21 protein-coding genes and 1 pseudogene are annotated in these 23755 nt (G+C 46.5%); 16 read left to right on the top strand and 6 right to left on the bottom strand.

The window, feature by feature from the left end; translation table 11 throughout:
• The first annotated feature begins 13 nt into the window (after positions 1–13).
• The 14 genes and pseudogenes from BLU97_RS12090 to BLU97_RS12030 all read left to right on the top strand — a co-directional run bounded on the left by BLU97_RS12090 (position 14) and on the right by BLU97_RS12030 (position 14998).
• Positions 14–892 (top strand): glycosyltransferase family 2 protein, encoded by an 879-nt coding sequence (locus BLU97_RS12090; RefSeq protein ID WP_074761784.1) that lies wholly within the window; start codon positions 14–16, stop codon positions 890–892.
• 146 nt (positions 893–1038) lie between these two features.
• On the top strand, positions 1039–1677 hold the full coding sequence (locus tag BLU97_RS12085) for a hypothetical protein (protein WP_139209020.1): 639 nt from the start codon (positions 1039–1041) through the stop codon (positions 1675–1677).
• A 3-nt stretch (positions 1678–1680) separates the two neighbouring features.
• Positions 1681–3102 (top strand): lipopolysaccharide biosynthesis protein, encoded by a 1422-nt coding sequence (locus tag BLU97_RS12080; protein ID WP_074761782.1) that lies wholly within the window; start codon positions 1681–1683, stop codon positions 3100–3102.
• Positions 3103–3113: 11 nt separating this feature from the next.
• Positions 3114–3896 carry a DUF268 domain-containing protein gene (locus tag BLU97_RS12075; RefSeq protein ID WP_217631763.1) on the top strand — a complete coding sequence of 261 codons (783 nt, stop codon included), beginning with the start codon at positions 3114–3116 and terminating at the stop codon, positions 3894–3896.
• 86 nt (positions 3897–3982) lie between these two features.
• Positions 3983–4567 carry a VanZ family protein gene (locus BLU97_RS12070; RefSeq protein ID WP_074761781.1) on the top strand — a complete coding sequence of 195 codons (585 nt, stop codon included), beginning with the start codon at positions 3983–3985 and terminating at the stop codon, positions 4565–4567.
• Positions 4552–5709, top strand: a complete 1158-nt coding sequence (locus tag BLU97_RS12065) for a glycosyltransferase family 4 protein (RefSeq protein ID WP_074761780.1) — start codon at positions 4552–4554, stop codon at positions 5707–5709. The genes BLU97_RS12070 and BLU97_RS12065 overlap by 16 nt, the downstream gene beginning before the upstream one ends.
• 19 nt (positions 5710–5728) lie before the next feature.
• A complete protein-coding gene (locus BLU97_RS12060) occupies positions 5729–6316 on the top strand; it encodes a GNAT family N-acetyltransferase (protein ID WP_074761779.1) in 588 nt (195 codons plus the stop codon).
• 6 nt (positions 6317–6322) lie between these two features.
• Positions 6323–6976 carry a sugar transferase gene (locus tag BLU97_RS12055; RefSeq protein ID WP_074761778.1) on the top strand — a complete coding sequence of 218 codons (654 nt, stop codon included), beginning with the start codon at positions 6323–6325 and terminating at the stop codon, positions 6974–6976.
• Between the two features lie 4 nt (positions 6977–6980).
• Positions 6981–8252, top strand: a complete 1272-nt coding sequence (locus BLU97_RS12050) for a DegT/DnrJ/EryC1/StrS family aminotransferase (protein WP_074761777.1) — start codon at positions 6981–6983, stop codon at positions 8250–8252.
• A 123-nt stretch (positions 8253–8375) separates the two neighbouring features.
• On the top strand, positions 8376–8531 hold the full coding sequence (locus BLU97_RS16110; RefSeq protein WP_175456376.1) for a hypothetical protein: 156 nt from the start codon (positions 8376–8378) through the stop codon (positions 8529–8531).
• 196 nt (positions 8532–8727) lie between these two features.
• Complete coding sequence (locus BLU97_RS12045) at positions 8728–10314, top strand: ATP-binding protein (RefSeq protein ID WP_074761846.1); 1587 nt, start codon at positions 8728–8730, stop codon at positions 10312–10314.
• Positions 10315–10410: 96 nt separating this feature from the next.
• Positions 10411–11169 (top strand): transposase, encoded by a 759-nt coding sequence (locus BLU97_RS12040; protein WP_254771720.1) that lies wholly within the window; start codon positions 10411–10413, stop codon positions 11167–11169.
• A 96-nt stretch (positions 11170–11265) separates the two neighbouring features.
• Positions 11266–14367 (top strand): annotated as a pseudogene (locus tag BLU97_RS12035) (glycoside hydrolase family 2 TIM barrel-domain containing protein).
• A 166-nt stretch (positions 14368–14533) separates the two neighbouring features.
• Complete coding sequence (locus tag BLU97_RS12030) at positions 14534–14998, top strand: hypothetical protein (protein WP_074761775.1); 465 nt, start codon at positions 14534–14536, stop codon at positions 14996–14998.
• Here BLU97_RS12030 and BLU97_RS12025 read toward each other — a convergent pair.
• Positions 14975–15880 carry a glycosyltransferase gene (locus BLU97_RS12025; RefSeq protein ID WP_074761774.1) on the bottom strand — a complete coding sequence of 302 codons (906 nt, stop codon included), beginning with the start codon at positions 15878–15880 and terminating at the stop codon, positions 14975–14977. The two genes, BLU97_RS12030 and BLU97_RS12025, sit on opposite strands and share 24 nt — an antisense overlap.
• A gap of 132 nt (positions 15881–16012) precedes the next feature.
• Between BLU97_RS12025 and BLU97_RS12020 the strand changes: the two genes are divergently transcribed.
• Positions 16013–16555 carry a 30S ribosomal protein S16 gene (locus BLU97_RS12020; protein WP_074761773.1) on the top strand — a complete coding sequence of 181 codons (543 nt, stop codon included), beginning with the start codon at positions 16013–16015 and terminating at the stop codon, positions 16553–16555.
• A gap of 53 nt (positions 16556–16608) precedes the next feature.
• Here the strand turns inward: BLU97_RS12020 and BLU97_RS12015 are convergent, their stop codons facing one another.
• Genes BLU97_RS12015 through BLU97_RS12005 form a run of 3 tightly spaced genes read right to left on the bottom strand, consistent with a single transcriptional unit; the run spans position 16609 to position 19522 of the window.
• Complete coding sequence (locus BLU97_RS12015; RefSeq protein ID WP_074761772.1) at positions 16609–17700, bottom strand: glycosyltransferase; 1092 nt, start codon at positions 17698–17700, stop codon at positions 16609–16611.
• Positions 17697–18698: a glycosyltransferase family 2 protein gene (locus BLU97_RS12010; RefSeq protein ID WP_074761771.1), complete on the bottom strand. Its 1002-nt coding sequence runs from the start codon at positions 18696–18698 to the stop codon at positions 17697–17699. The genes BLU97_RS12015 and BLU97_RS12010 overlap by 4 nt, the downstream gene beginning before the upstream one ends.
• On the bottom strand, positions 18647–19522 hold the full coding sequence (locus BLU97_RS12005) for a glycosyltransferase family 2 protein (RefSeq protein ID WP_074761770.1): 876 nt from the start codon (positions 19520–19522) through the stop codon (positions 18647–18649). Before BLU97_RS12005 ends, BLU97_RS12010 begins: the two co-directional genes overlap by 52 nt.
• Positions 19523–19594: 72 nt before the next feature.
• Here BLU97_RS12005 and BLU97_RS12000 point away from each other — a divergent pair, with 72 nt between their 5' ends.
• Positions 19595–21052 (top strand): oligosaccharide flippase family protein, encoded by a 1458-nt coding sequence (locus BLU97_RS12000; protein WP_074761769.1) that lies wholly within the window; start codon positions 19595–19597, stop codon positions 21050–21052.
• On the opposite strand, the gene BLU97_RS11995 is transcribed toward BLU97_RS12000, so the two are convergent.
• Complete coding sequence (locus BLU97_RS11995) at positions 21013–22146, bottom strand: porin (protein ID WP_139209019.1); 1134 nt, start codon at positions 22144–22146, stop codon at positions 21013–21015. The two genes, BLU97_RS12000 and BLU97_RS11995, sit on opposite strands and share 40 nt — an antisense overlap.
• Before the next feature lie 116 nt (positions 22147–22262).
• Positions 22263–23714, bottom strand: a complete 1452-nt coding sequence (gene rlmD, locus BLU97_RS11990; RefSeq protein WP_074761768.1) for a 23S rRNA (uracil(1939)-C(5))-methyltransferase RlmD — start codon at positions 23712–23714, stop codon at positions 22263–22265.
• Positions 23715–23755: the final 41 nt, after the last annotated feature.

The following is a 23755-nucleotide window of genomic DNA, read 5'->3' as shown; positions in this document are numbered from 1 at the left end:
CGATTTTAGTAATATGAAACGATTGACTATTTTTACACCAACTTATAACAGAGCGTATATTCTACCGAAATTGTATGAGAGCCTGTGCCAACAGACATACCAGGACTTTGAGTGGCTAGTGGTGGATGATGGCTCGACAGATAATACCAAGGAACTGGTGGAAGAGTGGATACGTGAGAAAAAGGTTGCTATTTGCTTGTATTGTCAAGAGAATGGTGGTAAGATGCGTGCGTTTAACAGAGCTGTCGGTATGACAAATTCGGAATTATTTGTTTGTATAGATAGTGATGATCAGCTATCGAACGAGAACGTTGTAAAAGACAGTTTGGACTTTTGGGATATTCACCGGAACGACTATAATGAAAAGCATGTAGCAGGAATGGTATCGTTAAGAAGGTCATTACACGGTCGACATGACTTAACAGCAGCACCTTCACATGGTTCTCTATATAATCTTTGTAGATATTATGGTGGAGAGACAACAATTTTTCTGTTGACGAATATCCTGAGGAATTATCCCTATCCTAGTTTCGATGGTGAGAAATTTGTTACCGACGTGTATATCTACGATAGGTTAGATGAGGACTATCAGTTTATATTTCATCCGTATATTTCGCAGAACTGCGAGTACCGACAAGATGGATATACGATGAGCTATCGAAAGTTATTGTTCAGTAATCCTCGTGGTCATCGTGAATATCATGCACAGCGTATTCGGTTGAGAAAGAAAGGATTAATACATAGTGTGATATGCTATATATCTTTGTCGTTATTTGTTCAAGACCATACTTTGTTTTCTGCCTCTCCACGTCGACTGCTGACGGTGTTGCTTTATCCATTGGGGTGTATGAAATATGTGTATGATCGATATATGTTGAGTAGAGAGAAATGAACGGTAGTATACCATTAATTGTGTCGTCGTGCGATAATTGCTGTGACTTGTGGCAGCCTTTTTTCTGGTTGTTGAAGAAGCATTGGGCGGGCTTTGATCGGAAGGTGTATTTGTGTACCGACTCTAAAACATTCGGGTATGAAGGTATGGACATCGAATGCCCGCTAAAAATGCCAAAGGGCAGTACTTGGTCGGAGAATTTAATGTTGCTACTCAGCGGTGTTGATGCGGAGTATGTGTTGTTTATTTTGGATGACTTCTGGCTGAAGAGAAATGTGGATTTGGAACGTTTTTCCAGGTGCGAAGAGATTATTAAGAAAGATAAGTCAGTAGGTTTTATATGTCTAATTAAACAATTGGAACCTTCTGATACGAATCCCGTTTCTGCGGAATATCCTGATTTGATAGAATATGGGCTGAAAACTCCTTATCGAGTGACAACACAGGTGGGACTATGGCGGAAGGATTATCTGATGAGTCTTCTCCGTAGGCATGAATCAGCCTGGTGGTTTGAGATGTTCGGCAGTAAGAGAAGTCGTCGGTTGAATTATCGTTCGTATGTAGTTAGAGAGTCAATCTTTGACTATGACGACGGGGGCGTATTGTTTCGTGGCAGTTATGTAAAAGAGTACGTAGAGTATTTTAAGGAAGAGTTAAACTATATCCTAAGTACACAACGCCGGATAGAGGAAAAAAACACGTTGCTAACAGAAATGAAAGAACTTAGTTTTTTTAAGAAACTGTCCCCAAGTTTTATATATAACTATTTAAGATCCCAATTCTAACTTATGAAAGGTGAAGCACATAATAGTCTGTTGTGGAGTGGTGTTCAGCAGTTCGTAACCTTTGGAATTCAGTTCGTTTTGGGTATCGTGCTTGCACGACTATTGAATCCTTATGATTATGGGTTGATTGCTATGCAGGGCATTTTCTTTGCTATATCGAACGCTTTCATAGATTTTGGTTTAGAGGGAGCGCTAATACAGAAGAAGGAGTGCAACAAGACCGACTTGAACACAGCATTCCTCTTCTCGCTTACTATGGCACTGTCGATGTATGTTCTGCTATTTTTTGCTGCACCTATTATCGCGGATTTTTATCATGCGCCCATCTTAGGTAAGATGTTGCGTTTTTCAGCGCTTGTGTTTTTCTTTAATTCACTAGGTTTGGCACCTAAGGCGCTGCTCCAGAGACAGTTGAGATTTAAGGAACTGGCTATGGCATCTACTAGCATCACGTTGCTGTCGGGCTTAGTGGCACTCTATATGGCCTATCATGGCTATGCCTATTGGTCGCTGATAGGTCAGAGCCTGCTCAGCGCAGCCTTGATAACGGGTGCTTGTATCCTTTATGCCCGATGGCTGCCCTCGTGGCAATACTCTATAGAGTCGTTTCGACACTTGGTATCATTTGGCTTGCCGATGTTGTTTACAACGTTAGTTAATGCGGTATATAATAACATCTATTCGTTGGTGGTTGGACGCTTCTATACAGCCAGGCAGTTGGGTTTGTACGAGAGGGCTAATAATTATTCTAGTTATGTGTCGTACAGCCTGAGTGGCCTGAGCATGCGGGCTTTGTATCCGTTGTTGTCGCGAGTGCAGGATGATATGGTTCAGCTGAAGGAGTCTACTCTGCGTATTCTGCATGCATCAGCATTCATCGTGGTGCCTATCAATGTGTTCTTCATGGTTAAAGCAGAGGATCTAATACAGATAGTGCTAACAGAGAAATGGCTGGAGATGGCTCCGCTGATGCAGGTGCTGTGTATATCGAGCATGGCCTATGTGGTGACAAACTTGCATTTCAACCTGTTTAAAGCCGTTGGCAGAACACAGATTCTGTTTATTTGTGAGTTAATCAAGAAGATTCTCGGAGTATTGGTACTTCTTGTCACTTTTCGGTATGGGCTGTTGGCGATGGTATGGGGATTGTTGGTGTATGCTATAGTCAACATACTAATCAGTTCGCTGTTTGTCTATCGGTTTATGGATATTACGCTGATGGATCAGATGCGACAGGTGCACATCGTGGCGATTAATGGCCTTATTGCTCTTGTGGTATGTTGGCTTGTAAGTTGTATAATCAGTAATCTGTATTTGCGCTTTGGTCTGTCATTCGTCGTGTATTTCAGCGTTTATGCGTCATTAGGTTGGATAGAGAAAGACAAGGCGATAGATTTCCTGAAAGGGTATTTCAAAACAAACTAAATACAGAGAAGATGAAATTCGGATTTAAGTTTTTTGATATGATTTTGGTGCGACATCCTTATACGCTCTCAATTAAGTTTCATCGAAATGAGAAATGGTTCAAAGATGATTATGCAGAGTTTAAGAAACTCTTAGGGAACGGGGCTTCTGAGTTCCCAATCAAGGATAATAATCCATGTCTGGACGATAAATATGACTATGCTGGAACTTTAGATGGACACTACTTCTATCAAGATTTATATGTAGCTCAATTAATTTACAAGAATAATCCATTAAAGCATGTGGATGTCGGGTCAAGAGTTGACGGCTTCGTAGCTCATGTTGCTTCATTTCGCGAAATAGAACTTTTAGACATTAGGGGGATGGAAACCCCTATTCAAAATGTAAGTTTTAGACAGTTGGATTTGATGGATGATGAAAATATACCGGAGAACTATTGTGACTCTATTTCATCGCTTCATGCCATAGAGCATTTCGGATTAGGCCGTTATGGAGATACCTTGGATCCTGATGGACATAAAAAAGGTTTCAGAAACATTACAAAGATGTTAAAGGCTGGTGGATGGTTTTATTTTTCTGTGCCTTTCGGACCTCAGAGGATTGAGTTTAATGCTCATCGTGTGTTCAGTTTGTCGTACCTGATCGATATGGTTTCTGTTGATTATGAAATCGTTTCGTTTTCCTATATCGATCAAGGCGTTTTGCATCCAGATGTTACACTTACAGGTGATAAAATAAAAGAGTCATGTGGGTGTAAATTTGGATGTGCAATTTTTGAATTAAAGAAGAAATAATGTAAGAACGCGTAGTTTATTTGGATGTGGTAAGTGGTATTTCAATGGGCATTCGTTTCTTTCGGTAAGTGATAAGGCTATAGTCAATGGTAGAACTAAGGGGATACGCACTGATAGCTATCAATAGCATCCCTGGTTGGTTTTATTGGGGACTGCTTGGTGTGGTGTGCTGTGTGATGCTTTCGATGTTATGGTTGAAAGGATTTAGGAATATTGGGCGGCACTGTGCATTGATTTTGTTGGCGGCATGGGGAGCGTTGGTGATTGCTATGACGGTCGCATTTCGGGAGAGCGGAGTGGAGAGCAGAATGCAATTGGAGCCTTTTAGAAGCTATTGGACCTTCGGGGAACATAGCTATTTTATGGAGAGTTTTGCAGCGAATCTGCTGAATGTCGCACTTTTTGTACCTGTCGGTTTTTTGATAGGGGCTGGTTTTCGTCATATAGGGTGGAAGAAGGTTGTGCAATGGGGCTGCTTATTGTCGATAGTAATTGAAATATCGCAGTATGTATTGCGGAAAGGATATTGCGAGACAGATGACGTGATACATAACACCTTGGGATGTTTGATAGGGTATGGTGTATATTTAATAGGCAACCTAATTGCAATCCATGTTATGCGGATTACAAGAAAAATGTTGAAGTTAGTAAAAATATGTGGAATAAAATAAAGATAATTCGTGCTACGACAGTTCCGATGTCGCTAGATGCGTTCTGCAACGGGATGCTGAAGGAGTTGTCGCAGAAATATGAGGTGGTGGCTTTGTCATCTCCAGGAAAAGAAATGGAGGTGGTTGCAGAACGTGAAGGGGTGCGCACCATAGCAGTGCCTATGGAACGGCATATATCTGTGAAGCATGACCTGATATCGCTATGGCGTATGATAAAGGTATTCCGTAAGGAACGGCCAGCAATGGTACACAGCATGACCCCAAAGGCAGGACTACTTTGTATGATGGCGGCATGGCTGACCAGGGTACCTGTACGAGTGCAAACTTTTACGGGGTTGGTTTTCCCAACGGCCACAGGACTGAAACGCAGGATACTAATGGCGACAGATTGGCTGACGTGTGCTTGTGCTACCCATATTATACCAGAAGGAGAAGGAGTTAAGAATGACCTGCTGAACAATGGTATAACCAAGAAACCACTGAAGGTGCTTGGATATGGTAATGTAAAAGGCGTGGATATGGAGTACTATTCCTTGAGGGATGAGGTAAGAAATAAGGTGGAAGAAATTGGCCTGCGGGTTGAAAGCAAGTTTACTTTTGTATTTGTGGGGAGGATAGTAAAAGACAAGGGCATGAATGAGCTTTGTAAGGCATTTGATAAGTTATCAAGTATGGCTAACGTGAGGTTGTTGTTAGTGGGGCCATATGAGGATAACCTAGACCCAATCTCTCCAAAATCTAAGGAGATAATCGAACGTAATCCTGCGATAGAGTCGGTAGGGAGTAAAAGAGGAGAAGAGTTGTTGGCATATTATGCTGCAGCAGATTGCTTTGTGTTTCCCAGTTATCGTGAAGGTTTTCCGAACACAGTATTGGAAGCGGGCGCTATGGGATTGCCCTCTATCGTGACAGATATTAATGGTTCAAGGGAAATCATTGTAGAAGGAGAGAATGGTATAATTATTCCATCACATGATGCAAATGCATTGTTTGATGCTATGTTGAAAATGATGCGAGATAAGGAAGCGCGTGAAAAGATGGCAGGAAATGCCAGGCAGATGATTGCATCGAGATATGAGCAAGGGTATGTGCGGAAATGCTTGTATGATTTTTATGATGAGATATTGGCAGATCTCAAATAATATTATATGATATTGATGTATGTTATACAAGATAGCACACATACTAAGAGATAAATTGAGCTGGCTGTGGAATATCATCGAGTGGATGAATGGCGTGATATTCTATATGAGGTATGGGAAACGGTTAAGGGCCTTTTCTTTTTCTGTAGTGCCAGAAGGATATGAGATAGTACCCATCAGGGATATTCCGACAGACGGGATGGTGGAGTTTTTTGCCCGCCAGCCAGAAGAGGCTTTTATGTATTTTAAACCGCATGGGTTTGACACTGGCAGTATAAAGATGCTGCAGCGGAATAAAGCTTTTCTGGGCTATGTGCTGTGTGACAGGTTGAATGGGCAGATAGCTGGGTATTGCTTTAACCGATGCTTTTTTCACGGACAGGGGTTCCGCGGCAGGATGGTGGATATCAACTATCGCGGCAAAGGCCTAGGCACAGCCATGAATAAGATATTAAACGAGGTTGGCTTCGGCATAGGCCTGCGACTGTTTGAAACAGTGTCGAAGGATAACATACCCTCGTATCGTTCGGCCATGAGCGCCAGCAATGTAAAAGTGGTAAAAGAAATGCCGCATAATGAATTGTATCTGGAAATCTTGAAGGGGTAAGATAACATGTTGTTGAAATGGATATTTGATAGGCTGATGTCGTTCATTGGCCTGCTGTTTTTGTGGCCTGTATTGCTAATTGTTGTGATATTAATTAAGATAAAAATGCCTGGCGGTCCTGCGTTCTTTGTGCAGAAAAGAGTGGGAAAGGATGGCAAGTTGTTTGACTGCCATAAGTTCAGAACGATGACGGTGAAGCATAATGGATCGACAGTGAGTGTGGCTGGAGATTCGAGGATTACGCCACTTGGAGCTAAACTGAGGCATTATAAGCTGGATGAGCTGCCTGGACTATGGGATGTATTGATTGGCAAGATGAGCTTTGTTGGCCCAAGGCCCGATGTGCCTGGGTATGCTGACCAACTGAAAGGCGATGACAGGGATGTGCTGAAGTTAAGACCAGGCATTACTGGACCAGCTACGCTGAAGTATCGCTTAGAGGACGAGATGATAGCGGAGTATGTAGCCCAGAAACAGAAAGAGGGTGATAATCGTGATGCCCAAGAAATAGCCGTTGAGTACAACGACACGGTAATCTATCCCGATAAAGTACGCCTGAACTGCTATTACTATCATCATTACTCGTTTATGAAGGACATACAGATGATGTGTTGCACAGTGCTAGGAAAGAAAATGGAATATAATAATGAGTTGATATAACGATATGGAAAGAAAAACAATTTACCTCTGCTTGGCTCACATGAGCGAGGAGGGATGGGAACAGAAATACGTAAAAGAGGCGTTTGACACCAATTGGGTGGTGCCAATGGGCCCCAATGTGAATGCGTTTGAACAGGATCTAGCAGACTTTGTAAACCATAAAGATAGCGAAGAACTGGATCGTAAGGTGGTGTGCCTTTCGGCTGGTACGGCTGCGGTACATCTGGCTTTGCTGGCTTGTGGCGTGGGCCCTGGCGATGAGGTACTGGTGCAGAGTTATACGTTTTGTGCTTCGAGCCATCCGATAACTTATCTTGGGGCTAAACCTGTTTTTGTTGGCTCTGAAGGCGAGACGTGGAATATGGATCCTGTGCTGTTGGAGAAAGCGATTATCGACCGTAAAGGGAAAACGGGTAAGTATCCGAAGGCTATCGTGCCGGTAGCACTGTATGGTATGCCGTACCGTATTGACGAGATTATGGCTATTGCGGATAAATATGGAATACCTGTGGTGGAGGACGCTGCTGAGGGCATGGGCTCGCGTTATAACGGTCAGGTGCTTGGAACCTTTGGTAAGTATGGCGTGCTTTCGTTCAACGGGAATAAGATGATAACCACTAGCGGTGGCGGTGCGTTGATTTGTCGCTCGGCTGAGGAGGCTAACGAGATTATGTGGTATGCCACCCAGGCTCGCGATGCGTATCCTTATTATCAGCATACAGCCATCGGATACAACTACCGCATGAGTAACGTGTGTGCGGGTATCGGTCGCGGACAGATGAAGGTGATTGATGCGCATATCGCTCACCACAAGCATGTGCAGGCGCTCTACGAGGAACTGCTGAAGGACGTGAAGGGCGTGCATATACACAAACAGCCTGCTGACCCTCGCTATGATGCTAACTTCTGGCTGTGTGCTGCCACGCTTGACCCTGAAGTGAAGATTAAGGGACAGGAGAACGCCTATAAGGAGGTGATTAAGACTGCCGTGGGTGGTGCTGCTGGTGTGATACATCAGGTGGACAGTGCTACTACCGACTGCCAGCCCAACGAGAACGTGGAGGCTCTGCGCGTGTGGATGCTTGACAAGAAGATTGAGGCTCGACCCACATGGAAACCCATGCACAAACAGCCCGTATATGCCGATGCGCCTGTTTACACCAATGGCATAGAAGAGGAGTTGTTTAAGGTAGGCTTCTGTCTGCCTGCTGGACCGTATGTGAGTGATGATGATGTAAAGTACATCGTGGAGAGTATCAAGGAGGCGATGGAGTGAATTGTGGGGGATGCGAAGAAGACTCAAATCAATTAATTAATTGAAATAAAAGCAATTTTTGGCATTAAAAATGCTATCGTATTAGAAAAATGATTATCTTTGCAGCGGAATAATGATATGCATATGAAACAGATTGAATATGTTACTATAAAAAATGCTTCGAACAAGGTGCTGAAAAAAATGAGGCAGATTGGCGAAGAGAAAGCTCAGAGACTCCAAAAGATTCAGGATCGCTGGGATAATGGTGAATATGAAAATCTGGAAGTAGTCCAATTGTAAAAAGGTACTAGAAAAATAACGAACTAAAACCCAGATTGGGACGGAAACACCGGGACAGGTTCCTGTTTCGTAAATGAAGATTGGAAAATCTGAGCCGTAAGCGTGAAAGAAAGACGTATTCTTTCTAACATATTTACATAAAAATGCTTGCATTTTTCAAAAGAAAGTGCTACCTTTGTCGCCAAATAGCAACGATATGATGGCAGAAAGACGATATCCGATAGGTATTCAGACGTTCTCGGAAATTATTCGAGAGGGGTATTTGTATGTGGATAAAACTGATTTGGTTTGGCAATTGGCTCATTATGCAAAGTTTATCTTTATGAGTCGCCCGCGCAGATTCGGAAAATCGTTGCTTACCTCTACACTCGAATCCTATTTCCAAGGAAAGAAGGATCTTTTTGAAGGCCTGAAAATAGTGGAAATGGAAAAGGACTGGGAGCAGTATCCCGTGGTTCGTCTTGATTTGAGTTTGGCAAAAGGACAAGGTTCTGCAGAAGATTTGAAGGCCACCCTGATGTGGTTGCTGCGTCCATTTACAGAACTGTACGGAAAGTGTGAAGATGAGTTCAGTCCTGGAAAAGTGCTGAATGGCATTATGCAGCGTGCCTATGAGCAGACTGGTAAGCAGGTGGTGGTTATCGTAGATGAGTATGATGCGCCACTTTTGGAGGTGTTGCACGAAGAAGATACACTCGCTGATAAACGAATGGTGATGCAGGAATTTTATCAGCCCCTGAAAGCTAACGAGCGGATTGTTAAGTTCTGCTTTATTACGGGTATTACTAAATTTTCGCAGTTAAGCATCTTCTCGACCATCAACAATCTTACCAATGTTACGATGGATTCCATGTTTGCCAATATTTGTGGTATTACGGAAAACGAACTGGCAACAGTACTGAAAGAAGATGTTGAGCGATTGGCGCAACTCAATGGTACAACTGCAGATGTTATGCATGAACAGTTGAAGCAGAAATATGATGGCTATCACTTTACCAAGGATTCAACTGATATATATAACCCATTCAGTTTGCTAAAGGCTTTTCAACAGAGAGAGCTAAATAACTACTGGTTTGAGAGTGGAACTCCTACCTTTCTGATTAATCAATTGAGATTTTTCAAAACGGATATTACTTCGCTGGATAGTCTTGAGGTGTTCTCTTCGGACTTTGATCAGCCAACAGAAAATATGAAGGATGCTCTGCCTCTGCTTTATCAGAGTGGGTATCTTACCATTAAGGACTATGATCGCGATTCGCAACTTTATACATTGGCGATTCCTAATCAGGAGGTTCGTGTTGGGTATATAGATGGTTTGCTACCTGTATATACAGGGCTCGCAGCTCGTGATGTGAAAGCATGTTTTGCCCTGAAGTTCTGGCGCGCACTTAAACAGCATGATGCCAACCTGGCCATGAAGGAAATGCAGGCTTATTTGGCCAGTATTCCGTATGTAGAGGGATTTAAGCAGAAATTGCATGAGGTAGCTACTGCCGAAGGGTTCTATGAATATACCATGTATCTGATTTTTTCGATGCTGAACTTTTATGTGCGTACCCAGGTGAAGTGCGCTGGCGGTAGAACGGATATGGTGGTATGGATGCCTGATGCTGTTTATGTGTTTGAATTGAAAGTGAACGGAACTGCCAAGGAGGCACTTGAGCAGATAGATGAGAAGGGGTATGCTATCCCTTATCAAACAGAAAACAAGCGCGTAGTGAAGGTGGGCGTTAAGTTTAACGCCGATACGCGTACAATTGAAGACTGGCAGATATCAGAATAAGGATAATTATATTTGCTGAATAATAGGGGAGTGCGAAGCTTTGGGGCTTTGCACTCCTAATAGTTTTTGAAGATTTTTATGGCTAGGAAACCGAGAGTGAGGGCACGTTCGGGGGTGTATCATGTGCTGATGCAGGGCGTGAGGCACCGCGACATCTATGTGGATGATGAAGATTACCGGACGTTTATTGAAATACTGGAGAGGTTACAAACGGCGAAGGATGGCGAGGAGCGCTACTTTACGGTGTATGCGTACTGTCTGCTGCCCGACCACTTCCACCTGATGCTGAAAGAGGAGGCGGACACGGTGAGTGTAACGATGGGGCGCATAGCAGCTGCCTACGCACACTACTTTAATGATAAGTACGACCGCGACGGCGCCATATACAGGGCGAGGTTTGTGAGCGAACCAGTGGAGAACGAGGAGCGGTGGAACACGGTGCTGAGACATATCAGTCAGGCGCCGGAGCGCATGAAGGTGTGGGATGCCGAACACTATCCATATAGCAGTTGGCATGAGTACGCAGGGCAGGAGAGTGAACTGCCGCGCGTTTGCGAGATACCTGCTAGCTATCAGCAGATGTCCCAAGAGGAGATGGAGCGGATGCTGGCAGCGCCAGTGCCCAGGCAGGCGGCATGTATAGGGCCGCTGACGGAGGAGATGCGACGACCTAAGGACGACCAGGTGCTGGTGATGCTACATGACATGACAAAAACCGCCAGCATGATGGATTTCTTAGGACTGCCGAGGGCGGAACAGCTGCAAACACTGGCGGACTTGAGAAAGAAAGGGGCATCGATTAGACAACTTGAAAAACTAACGGGTATCGGCCGAGGCGTGATACAGAACCTGTAAGAGGATGTTAAAATTTCGGTGTTTTGCTTGGCATTTTGATGAATTCTTGTTATCTTTGCACGGATTATCAGAATATTCATTTCTAAATCGACCGATATGATAAGAAAACTAGTTTTATTATGTGTGTGTGGTGCATTCACGATGGCGAGTGCACAGAAAACACCCGTGTGGAGAGATGCCAGTGTGAACCAGCAGAACCGCGAACCGCGTAGGGCACACTTCTTTGCCTTTGAGAATGAGGACAAGGCTAAGGGCGACAAAAAACAGAGCGATCGCTACCTCTCGATGGAGGGTAAGTGGAAGTTCAATTTCGTAAAGAACCATCAGGATGCGCCTAAGGGATTCTATGCCCTGAAGTACGACGACTCTAAATGGGTGGATTTTCCTGTTCCCGGTTTGTTTGAGATTGAGGGCTATGGCGACAAGACCTATAAGAACATGGGTTATGCCTGGTGCACAACCTTTAAGAACGATCCTCCATATATTGGCGAGACCAACAACTATACTGGTTCGTATCGCCGCACCTTTGACCTGCCACAGAACTGGAAGGGGCAGGAGGTTTACTTCCATGTAGGCTCAGCTACCAGCAACCTGGCTGTTTGGGTGAACGGTAAGTACGTGGGCTACTCGGAGGATTCGAAGGTGGCTGCCGAGTTTAACATCACCAAGTATCTGAAGCCTGGAAAGAACCTGATTGCGATGCAGATTATGCGCTGGTGCGACGGTAGCTATCTGGAGGATCAGGACTTCTGGCGCTTTACAGGTATCGCCCGCGAGGTGTATCTGTATGCTACACCAAAGGTACACATCAAGGATATTACCATCGGACAGGACTACGTGCAGGGTAACGGCGTGCTGAATGTGGATGTGAAACTGGCTGGTAAGGCTACCGTTGAGGCCAAGCTGTTTGATGCTGCTGGCAACCAGGTGGCCGAGGGCTTGCAGGCTACAGTGGCAAATGCCAAGGCTTGGACGGCTGAGACGCCTAACCTGTACACCTTATATATATATCTGAAGCAGGGCAACAAGACACTGGAGGTGATCAAGAAGAAGATTGGTTTCCGCCATATTGAGATTAAGGGCGGCCAGCTGCTGGTGAACGGCAAGGCTATCCTGATTAAGGGTGCCGACCGCCACGAGCTGGATCCTGATGGTGGTTACATCGTAAGTGTGGACCGCATGATTCAGGATATCAAGATTATGAAGCAGCTGAACATTAATGCCGTACGTACCTGCCACTATCCCGACGATCCACGTTGGTATGACCTGTGCGATGAGTATGGTATCTACCTGACTGCCGAGAGCAACCTGGAGAGTCATGGTATGGGTTACAATGAGAAGACACTGGCTATCCGTCCTGATTTTGAGAAGGCTCACATTGAGCGTCAGGAGGGTAACATGATTACCTATAAGAACCACCCCAGCATTATTGTGTGGAGCTTGGGTAACGAGGCTGGCTATGGGGCCAACTTTGAGAAGGCTTATGCTTGGGTAAAGGCTTACGATAAGACCCGTCCCTGCCAGTATGAGCGTGCAGGCATTGAGGGTGCTACAGATATCTACTGCCCTATGTATGCCGATTACAACTGGAGCGAGAAATACTCGAAGGGCGAAGTGACAGGCGGAAAGGTTGAGAAGCCACTGATTCAGTGCGAATATGCCCACGCTATGGGTAACTCGATGGGTGGCTTTAAAGAGTACTGGGACCTGATTCGTAAGGAGCCTCACTACCAGGGTGGTTACATCTGGGACTTTGTGGATCAGGGTATGCGCGATAAGAGCAAGGTTACAGGTAAGGAAATATTTACTTACGGTGGCGACTATGGCCGCTATCCTGCCAGCGACTACAACTTTAACTGTAACGGTATTATCGCCCCCGACCGCCGACTGAACCCACATGCCTACGAGGTTCGCTACTACTACCAGAATGCATGGATTACGGATAAGGGCCTGAAGGAAGGACGCTTTGAGGTTTACAACGAGAACTTCTTCAAGACTCTCGACGATATGGAACTGGAGTGGTTTGTTGGTGGTGCAGGCGCCCATCATCACGATGGCAACCGTCCAGAGGGTATGACCTTCGGACACGGTGGTAAGATTGACGTGAGCGGTATTGCGCCACAGTAGCGTAAGGTGATTACCAACGAGGCTATGAAAAAGACTATCGAGCGTGTGTTAGGTCACCACGGCGATCAGGAGATTTTTGTGATCTTCCAGTTCAAGGCCAAGGAGGCTCAGCCACTGGTGGAGAAGGGACAGGTGATGGCGCGTCAGCAGTTTGCGTTGAGCAACTATCAGTTCCCAGAACTGAAAGCCGAGAAAGTCAGCGTTACAACTGAGGAAACTGAGAGCTACGTGAAGATGGAGGCTGCCGGTACTACACTGACCATTGGTAAGTGGAGTGGATGGATTGACTATCTGGATGTAGATGGTAAGGCTATGCTTGAGGATCGCGAGAGCATCGTGCCCGAGTTCTGGCGTGCACCAACTGATAACGACTACGGTGCTGGATTGCAGAACCGTTTCGGCGTATGGAAGAACCCTGAGATGAAACTGAAGGAGTGCAAGGTTGATGGTAACACCGTGGTATCGGTATTTGAGATGCCTGCCGTGAAGGCAACACTCACCATGACCTATACACTGACTGCTGAAGGTGAGGTGATTGTACGTGAGCAGCTGGCTGCTGATAAGGAGGCCAAGGTGGCTCCTATGTTCCGCTATGGTGTGCAGCTGCAGATGCCTCAGGAGTTTGATGCTATCTGCTACTATGGTCGCGGACCTGTTGAGAACTATATCGACCGCAATTCGAGCGAGTTTATCGGCGTGTACGAAAATAAGGTTTCGAATGAGTACTTCCCATATATCCGTCCCCAGGAGGCTGGTAACCACACCGATGTACGTTGGTTCCGCGTGGTGAATGCTGAGGGCAACGGTCTGGAGTTCTACAGCAATGCACCTATGGAGGCCAGCGCGCTGAAGTTCCTGACAGAGGATCTGGACGACGGTGCTGTGAAGGACAAGAAGATAGGACGCCACTCTGGTGACCTGGTTGAGCGCCCACTGACTCAGGTGCATATCCAGCAGCGCCAGATGGGACTGGGATGCGTGAACTCATGGGGTGCATGGCCTAGAAAAGAGTACATGATGGAGTATAAGGATTATGACTTTACATTCGCTATCCGACCAGTGAAAAAATAAAATGAGCGCATTTTAAGCGTTTAAATAGCAAAGTGTAACCGCCTGCGGCTTGATTTCGGTCAAAAAGTAGCCCGCAGGCGGTTATTTTATGAATTTTTAGCCAAAAACGCTTGGAGGGTACCTTTTAAATTATTACCTTTGCACCGTGAAACAAAGATGGATTGATATGAAGATGAGAGAAAAAGTTACAGTTTTACTGATCGCCCTGATGATGGGTCCGATCGTTAGCTATGCAGAGGATGCTCAGGTCACCAGCGAGTGTGACACCACTTATATTAAGCTCGACGAGAATCGCGTGCCTATTACACATGTTAACTTGACATACGATGAGCTCGTAGAGAAGGTTGGTGAATTGGAGACTATTCTGGAAACAGATGAGTTCCAGCTCTATGCTGCAGGTGATTATACCTATAAAGTAGTAGGTGGCATCGTTACATCAATGGCTATTCAGATTGCTGATGACAACAACGATAAGGTGGTTTACAATCAGATTCTGAATACACTGGCAAAGAGTAACTCACTGAAGGATACGCATAACACTGGCGGTAACTACTACCAGTATGCCGACTTCCAGATTCAGTTCGACGACTTTGAAGGTTACGAGAAATTAACCTTCTCGGTGCTTGAGTAAAGAAAGATAATACCCTAAACGGTATAATTGGTAAAGAGAGAGTAGAGGGCGGGATCCACAAAGGTTCCGCCTTTCTGCTGCTCCAAACAGTCGGTGCCACAGGCGGATGAGCCACAGGATGGCGGGGATATGAATGCCCTGAACCAATGTGAGCAAGCGCGAATAGCCACGTAGATCATTACGGAACTGAAAGAGCGTGCGCAGGTTGCGTTCGGTTTTGGCTATATAGTCCGGGTTCGGTTCAAACTCGGTCATCACTACCGGGTTATCGATATGCAGTACGGCCATGTGTTGCTGTTTGAGCTGCTTGCCAAACAGCACATCCTCGTAGCCGCTCTTGGTGAAGCGCTCGTCGAACGGACATTTGGCAAAAGCTTTGCTACGGATCATAAAATTGGTTGAGCGGAACTCCTGATACTTGTTTTGCTGGCGCATGGCGGCACTATGTGCTGGCTCGGCCTGCTTTTCGTACTGGTAGCGCAGGTTGAGGGCCATCTCGGGTAGGGTGGCAACAGCAATTCCTCCATTAATCACATCAGCCTGTTGCGCCATATATATATAATAGGTATATAGGAACTGTGGATTAAGGATGCTTACATCGCAATCGATGAACAGCAACCAGGGATACTGGCTGATGGAAGCTAAGTAGTTGCGATTGGCAGCACTGCCGATATTGGTGGTTCGGGCTATGAAACGGGCCTGGGGCAGAAGGTTGATAGCCTGGTTGGCAGCCACGGTTTCGCTATTAGGCGAGGCATCGTCGGATACGATAATCTCGTAGCTAACGTTAAGCGCCTGAGCCTGTTGCGACAGGACTTCGACTAGCTTAACGCACACCGTATTATAGGTTGGAATTAATATTGATAATGCTTGTTGACTCATTTCTGAGTGCAAAAATACAAAAAAAGATGAAAATATTTTGTGGATTGACGGAAAAGTTGTAATTTTGCACCCGCTTTTACGAGTTAAGAGCATGAAATTCAAATTATTAACAAAAAATTAAAGATTTAAAAAATGGCAACAAAAATCAGATTGCAGCGCGGTGGTCGCAAAGGTTATGCTTTCTACAGCATCGTAATCGCCGACGCTCGTGCACCACGTGATGGTCGTTTCACTGAAAAGATTGGTACTTACAACCCTAACACCAATCCTGCCACAGTAGACCTGAATTTCGAGCGTGCACTGTACTGGGTAGAGACTGGTGCTCAGCCCACTGACACTGTACGTAACATCCTGAGCCGTGAGGGCGTTTACCTGATGAAGCACCTGAAGGGTGGCGTAAAGAAGGGCGCTTTCGACGAGGCTACATGCCAGAAGAAGTTCGATGCCTGGAAGGCTGACAAGCAGAACGGTCTGAACAAGATCGCTGAGGCTGAGGCTAAGGCTAAGAAGGACGCTGCTGCTAACGCTTTGAAGGCTGAGAAGGCTGTTAACGAGGCAATTGCTAAGAAGGTAGCTGACAAGAAGGCTGCTGAGGCTGCTGCTAAGGCTGAGGCCGAGGCTGCTGCTGCCGCTGCTGAGGCTCCCGCTACTGAGGAGGCTCCTGCTGAGGCATAAGCTTGATAATAGCAGAAGACAAAAAATGAGCTCCACAGAAATGTGGAGCTTTTTTATTTTGTCCAGAAATCAAGGTATTGGCGGGCTACTTTCAGGTAATCGTGGTGCTTACGCACGTATTCCACGCTTTGGCGTTTCAGTTCGGGAATGCGATCGGGGTTAAGTACCAATTTTTCAAGCTCGTGAAAAACACTATCGTAAGTAGGGGCTACGTTGATGATAGGACGTAGTTCGTTTTCGTTGATAATCCCGTAGTTCTCGGGCTCACCACCACCAATGCAGATAATGCCCTTCGACATGGCCAATAAGGGGTTCATGGATGGGGTGTAAGCATAGAGCTGGTCGAGTATGGCATCGCTGCCTTCCATCAGTTTCTGGTATTGTGCAAATGGAACCGATTCTACCTTTACCAACTTCATCTTATCGGGATGTTTCGTTGTGACATCGATGGCTGCCTGGAGCATGATGTCGGTGCCCTTATAGGCAGAGCGCTGGCGATTAATGCCGATAAAGATGATGGTTTTTGATGTATCACATCTGACCGTGCAACTCTCCGCAGGCATGCGGATAGGGAAGGGGATGAAGCATGTTTTATCGGCAAACTGGGGCTGGTAGCAGGCCCAATATTCGTAGAGACCAGCAATGATGCCGTCGCAATCTTGGGCTATCATCTTGTTGAGCCGCTCTTTGGATGTGCCAAGCCAATCGTGCTGATAGTAAGTGGCCTCGGCATCGGTACGCACCTTGTCGCCGATATTGAAGTCGCTATAGCGTAGCGGCTTTTCGTATGTACATGTGTGAACCCAATAATAATCCATACCAAAGGCACCAAGGAACAGGCGCTTGTTGTGCTTGCGCAGATAGCGGTAGAACCAGAAGAGGCGTTCGGCCTTCAGTTCGAAGAACATCGGGTTGATGAGCTGCACCACATCGTAGCCTTGCAATTGGGGGAGCAGGGCGTAGAGTTTTAGCATCAACTGAATGCCTCCGAGTTTGCCGGGTTTGCGTGCCACATCGATATCGCGCGGGTAATCCTTGAAGAAGTCGCCATTGGATATAACGGTGACCTGATGCCCCAACTGCCGCAGTGCTTCGGCCAGCGTGGCGTGAACATTGCTATATTCGCCAACCAGTAGTATCTTCATCGTTCTTTATTGATTAAAGGCAGGGTGTGCAATAGCAAAGTGCGCCCAATACTGGTGCTGGTGATCCTGCGGAACCAAGTGTATTTGGTGGTGTAGTCGTGATCGGGTAAGGGGAAGAGCCCGTATTGGCGCAGGGTATTGACAGTAGTGTTGAGTACCTTTGGTGAATGGTATAACATGATGACGTTATAGATATAATCCATCGTGAGTTGGGCCACACGGCGATTCATGGCAAGACGATCGTTGTAAGGCATGCGGTCGGCCAGCAACTGCAGATGACGTATTACTTGAAGATTATCGTTCAGACGCTTTTCCTTGCTGCTCTCGTCGTGTTGCTGGATGGCAGAATCCTTATGCTGGCGGTAGTAGTAAGCCTTGTAAGGTGTGAGATAAACCACCTCGGCCCTTAATATCAACTGGGGAGTGAATTCCTCGTCTTCGCCATAACAGATGCCAGGCGTAAACTCTAACTGACTTCGTACCGATTGTCGGAAAAGCTTACACCAGATGGAACCTTGAATGTTGTGGTTGCTAAGATAGGCGACTCCCGAAAGCAGCTTGACATCATCTTTGGAAACAGTGGCCATAGTGGGCGTGGTGCTGAAGTCGAACACGATGATTTCTGCGTCGGGATGGCTCCTGGCAATATCTAAACATTGCTCATAGGGCTCTTTTATCAGAACATCGTCGCCATCAACAATCTGGATAAACGCTCCTTTAGCCATATGCAGGGCTGTGTTACGGGCCACACTTACACCTTGATGATGCTGGCGGATATAGACGATATCGTCGCCATACTTCATCAGTGCATTCATAGGACTGACTTCTGAGCCGTCGTCGATGATGATGATCTCACGTTCGCTTTCAGACAACGATAATGCCAAGATGCTGTCGACACACTCGCACAACATCTGAACTGGCAGATTGTAATAGGTAACAATGAAGGTTACCAACGGCTGGGCTGCCTGAACTGATGTATGAATTTGCTGATGATGCATATTATTTTTATTCCCAATATATTGTTAGTTATCGCTTTTAGCTTTTGGGTACCTCTGAATGCTTGGTGATGGACGTTCCTGAAAGGTAGTTTGATGTCGCCTCCAAGTCGTTCCCATACGTCGATCTGGATATTCAGCAGGTATAGGTAGTAGCTGTCGTCTATTGGCATTCCGCTATTCAAGTGTGCATCCAATAGCATCTCCAATTGTTTGCCATTGGCATTTGCTGTAATGCTCTGCGGATTATAACAATAGTGATAGTATCCTTGGCTGCAGGTTCTGATTGTCTTTGCAGCCTCGAGCAGATGGGGGAGCGTGTAAACATCCTCGAATACCTTATCTTCAGGATATCTTATATTGCAGAAAAGCGATTTCTTATAGATTTTGTTACAAGCGTAGGTGTGACGATAGGCTTGACCTTGGAGCCAGTATTTCTGAGCATCTGTATAAATGCAGTCGGGGAGCGACAGGCGGTTGGCAATAGAGTATTCCAACAGGTCGGCATCCTCCATATACTGAAGTAAAGGGGCATAGGTGTTGGCTGCGATGTAATCATCAGAATCTACAAAGGTGATATAATCACCCTGGGCCTTATCCAACCCTGCATTACGTGCATTGCTCAAGCCTCCGTTCGGCTTGTGGATAACCCGGATATGTGCATCTTTCGCTGCCCAGTCGTCGCATATCTGCGGGCTGTTGTCGGGCGATCCGTCGTCAACGAGTATCACCTCAAAATCGTCGAGATTCTGGTTAAGCACGCTCTCAACACATTTGTGGAGCGTGGCTTCTGTGCGATAAACAGGGATGATGATACTCAGTTTCATGGGCACAAAGTTACAAATTTATTTGGATAATCGTAATAATTTGCTTACTTTTGCGTTTGTTTTTAAGGAATTATGAACGAAGAGCGCGACGAGAGTTATAGTCACGTGCTGAAATACACGGGTGTATTTGGCGGGGTGCAAGGCCTGAATGTGTTGATAGGTCTTGTGCGCAATAAGTTCGTGGCCATGCTGCTTGGGCCTGGTGGCATGGGCTTGGTGTCGCTCTTTAATACCACGGTGCAGCTGATATCGCAGGCCACCAACTTTGGTATTGCCATGAGTGCGGTGCGCCATATATCGGAATACTACGATGCCGGCGATACCGAGCGTACTGCCCACTATGTGAAAGTGGTGCGTGGCTGGTGCTTGCTTACCGCTTTGCTGGGCATGCTGGTATGCGTGGTTTTAGGTCCGTTTTTCAGTAATGCCACCTTCTCGTGGGGCAATCACACCTTGCACTTTGTACTGTTAGCACCTGCCATTGGTATGCTGGCTGTTACGGGTGGCGAAACGGCTATCCTGAAAGGTGTGCGTAAGCTGGGGGCCTTGGCTCTGGTACAGATTGTGGCCGCCTTGGCGTCGTTAGCCATCGCCATCCCCATCTATTATATGTTTGGCCAGGCTGGTATCGTACCGGTGATAGTGCTGATGGCATTTGCTACCATGAGTGCCACGTTATGGTTTTCGTGGCGCATCTTCCCATTGCAGCTTCGAGGTACGCGAGGCATTCTGGGCGAGGGTATGGAGATGGTTCGTCTGGGTGTGGCGTTTACGTTGGCTGGCATTGTGGGGAGCGGGGCCGAGATGTTTGTGCGCTCGTATCTGAATGTGGTGGGCAATCTGGAGGTGCTGGGCTTGTATAATGCCGGCTATATGCTTACCATTACCTATGCCGGTATGGTGTTCTCGGCTATGGATACCGATTATTATCCGCGCCTCTCGGCTGTTAACCATGATGTGGCAGCAACCAACCTGACGGTGAATCGACAGATGGAGGTGTCGCTGCTAATCGTAGCCCCTATGCTTACAGCCCTCATTGCTTTGTTGCCGATACTTATTCCGTATCTTTTCACCAGCGAGTTTGTGCCCGTGGTGCCTATGGCGCAGGTGGCTGCCTTGGCCATGTTTTTCAAGGTGCTGACGATGCCTGTGGCTTACATCACATTGGCTCGTGGCTATTCGATGACCTACCTGATGCTGGAGACTGCTTATTTTGTGGTGTTTGTGCTGTTGATAGTGCTTGGCTATCAATATTGGGGCTTGCTGGGTACTGGTATCGCCATCACGCTGGCGCATGTGTTCGAGTGCCTGATGATTAATGGTTATGCCTATAAAAAATACGGCTACCGTATGTCGGCAGCCGTATATCGATATGCAATCGTATTGCTTTTGTTCGGATTCCTCGCCTATGCCTGCACCATCTTTCTGGATGGCATCGTCTACTGGGTAGTAGAATTGGTGGCTATCGCGGCGAGTGCGCTTTATGCGTTTCAGAATCTGAAGTCGAGCTCGCAGGTAACCATGTTGTAACTGTGCTTTGGTGTAGCTAAGCTCTTATCGTTGATGCGAGCATATTCGGCGTGGAGTTCGAGGTTCTTTGTGAAATAATAGTTCAAACCGCACTCATATGATGTCTTGGCTGAGCTCCACTCCTTGGCTACGCGATAGGTCTGATAACGAGCCTTGCCGTGCAATTTACCTTTGATAAGAGGTACGATACCGAATACGTACCAACCATCAGCCTTGTCGCCATCGTCGAGGTTTGAACCGTAACCCTGTGAGTGCAGATACTCAGAGCGGAACATGTATTCACCAGTGCTGTATTCAGCAGAAAGGGCATAACGGTTTTTACGAGCGCTCATAATAGTTACGTTCTGCTTTACTCCTTTAGCATCTATATAGGTTGTTGCCAACTCGCCACGAGTACCAGTCCAACCAAAAGCACCAATGCGAAGTCCCTTAATAGGCATAACCCATACACCGCCAATAATATCCTTCTTATTGTCCTTATCTTTCTGGTTTATACCCTCGCCGTTATAAACACCTACCTGATAGTGGAACACACGGCGACCATTGGCATTGGGGAACAAGTCACCTGAAACCTGAATACCGATATCACGACCACCTGAAGATTTCTCACCAGTACGATCGCCGAAACCTGACAGATTGTTGATTACATCAGCATAGGCGCGCCAGCCCTGAGTGATGGGGTTGGTGGGGTTCTCGTAAGTGAAGGCACGCTTGAACTGACCTGCACGAACCTTGAACTCTGGGTATTTACGCCATTCAGCATAAAGGTCAACCAACTGTACTGTAGGCTCGGCTGGACCCTTCAGGTTGGTTCCCTGAATTTGGGCGCGCCAGTCGAAGTCGCCAATCTTACCATCCAGAATGAAACGAGCCAGACGCAGATTGAAAGTGTTAGAATGATTATCCTCTCGATCTTGTCCTTGATATTGCAGCATGCCGTAGCCACTGAATTTGATGTTCTTTACCCAGGCAGGAACCTCGACGGTAGCCTTCTCCTGTGATGACTCTATCTCCTCTACTTCGGGCAGAGTCTCTGCGTTGGCATTGATTGCCATCGATGCCATAAGCGCCATCATCCAAAATACCTTTTTCATTGTAATATGAGTTTAAAAATTAGTAATGTAGTTGCTCGTTAAAAATGTTTTTAGTTAAACTTGGGGCAAATATATGAAAAAATATTGAAACTTCCAAGTATTTGCCCCAAATTTTATTATCTACGCTCCAGCAGCACCACGTTCTCAACGTGTGGTGTGTGGGGGAACATATCAACGGGTTGAACAGCTGCCACGCGATAATCTACGTCGAGATCGTGCAGATCACGAGCCTGAGTGGCAGGGTTGCAACTTACGTAGACAATGCGCTTGGGGGCCGCTCCGAGAATGGTTTTAACCACATCGGGATGCATACCGGCACGTGGCGGGTCGGTAATAATCACATCCGGACGTCCGTGTTCGGCAATGAATTCTTCGGTCAGAATATCCTTCATGTCGCCTGCATAGAACAGGGTGTTGCCAATCTTGTTTACTTCAGAGTTGATCTTAGCATCCTCGATAGCTTCGGGCACATACTCGATACCGATTACCTTGCGTGCCTTCTTGGCTACAAAGTTGGCAATGGTGCCTGTGCCGGTATAGAGATCATAAACCAGTTCGTTACCGGTAAGACCGGCAAAATTGCGGGCTACCGAGTACAGGTGGTAGGCCTGTTCGGTATTGGTCTGGTAGAAACTCTTGGGACCAACCTTGAACTTCAGATCCTCCATCAACTCGTAGATGTGGTCGATACCCTTGAATACCAATATCTCCTGGTCGCCGATGGTATCGTTGCACTTCTGATTGTCGAGATACATCAGCGAGGTAATCTGTGGGAACTTGTCGGCGATATGCTGCAGCAGAGCCTTGGCCTGTTCCTCGCTCTGGGCGAGAGTTTCGGCCGATGTGCGGTCGTAGTGGAACTGGAAGATAACCATCCACTCGCCACTGGCCGAGTTGCGGATGATGATATCGCGCAGCAGTCCTACCTGTGCACGCAGGTCGAAGAATGATAAGCCGTTGGCCATCGCATAGTCGCGTGCCTCGTTACGGATCTCGTTCTGCAGGTTGTCCATCAGCCAGCATTTCTCGATAGGCAGAATCTTATCGAAAGCACCTGTGATATGGAATCCGATAGCAGGCACATCCTTCAGACTCTGAGACTCGTCATTAGGCAGTGTCTGAATCTGTTCCTTGGTGAGATAGCGCTTGTTGGCGCATCCGAAATCGAGTTTGTTGCGATACTCCTGAGTGTGAACGCTACCTAAGATAGGCATAAACTCGGGCAACTCTATCTTGCCTATGCGGTGCAGCTGGTCGTACACCTGCTGCTGCTTAAACTTAAGCTGCTCTTCGTAAGGCAGGTTCTGCCATTTACAACCGCCGCACACACCGAAGTGGGCGCAGAAGGGGGTCGCGCGTACCTTACTTAATTCTATAAATCTAACAACCTCGCCCTCGGCAAAGGAGTGTTTTTTGCGGCGAATCTGTACATCGCACACGTCGCCAGGCACACAGAAAGGCACAAATACCACCAGATCGTTCCAGTGGAACAAACACTTGCCTTCGGCAGCCACAGCTTCAATCACCACGCCCTCAAGGAGCGGTAATGGTTTCTTGTTTCTTGCCATATTATTCTCTTTTTCGGGTGCAAAGGTAGTGTAAATCGAGC

Origin of the sequence: Xylanibacter ruminicola, assembly GCF_900107775.1 — a bacterium.
GTDB lineage: Bacteria > Bacteroidota > Bacteroidia > Bacteroidales > Bacteroidaceae > Prevotella > Prevotella ruminicola_C.
Note: the sequence above shows the minus strand (reverse complement) of the source record. Positions and strands in the feature narration are given on the sequence as shown.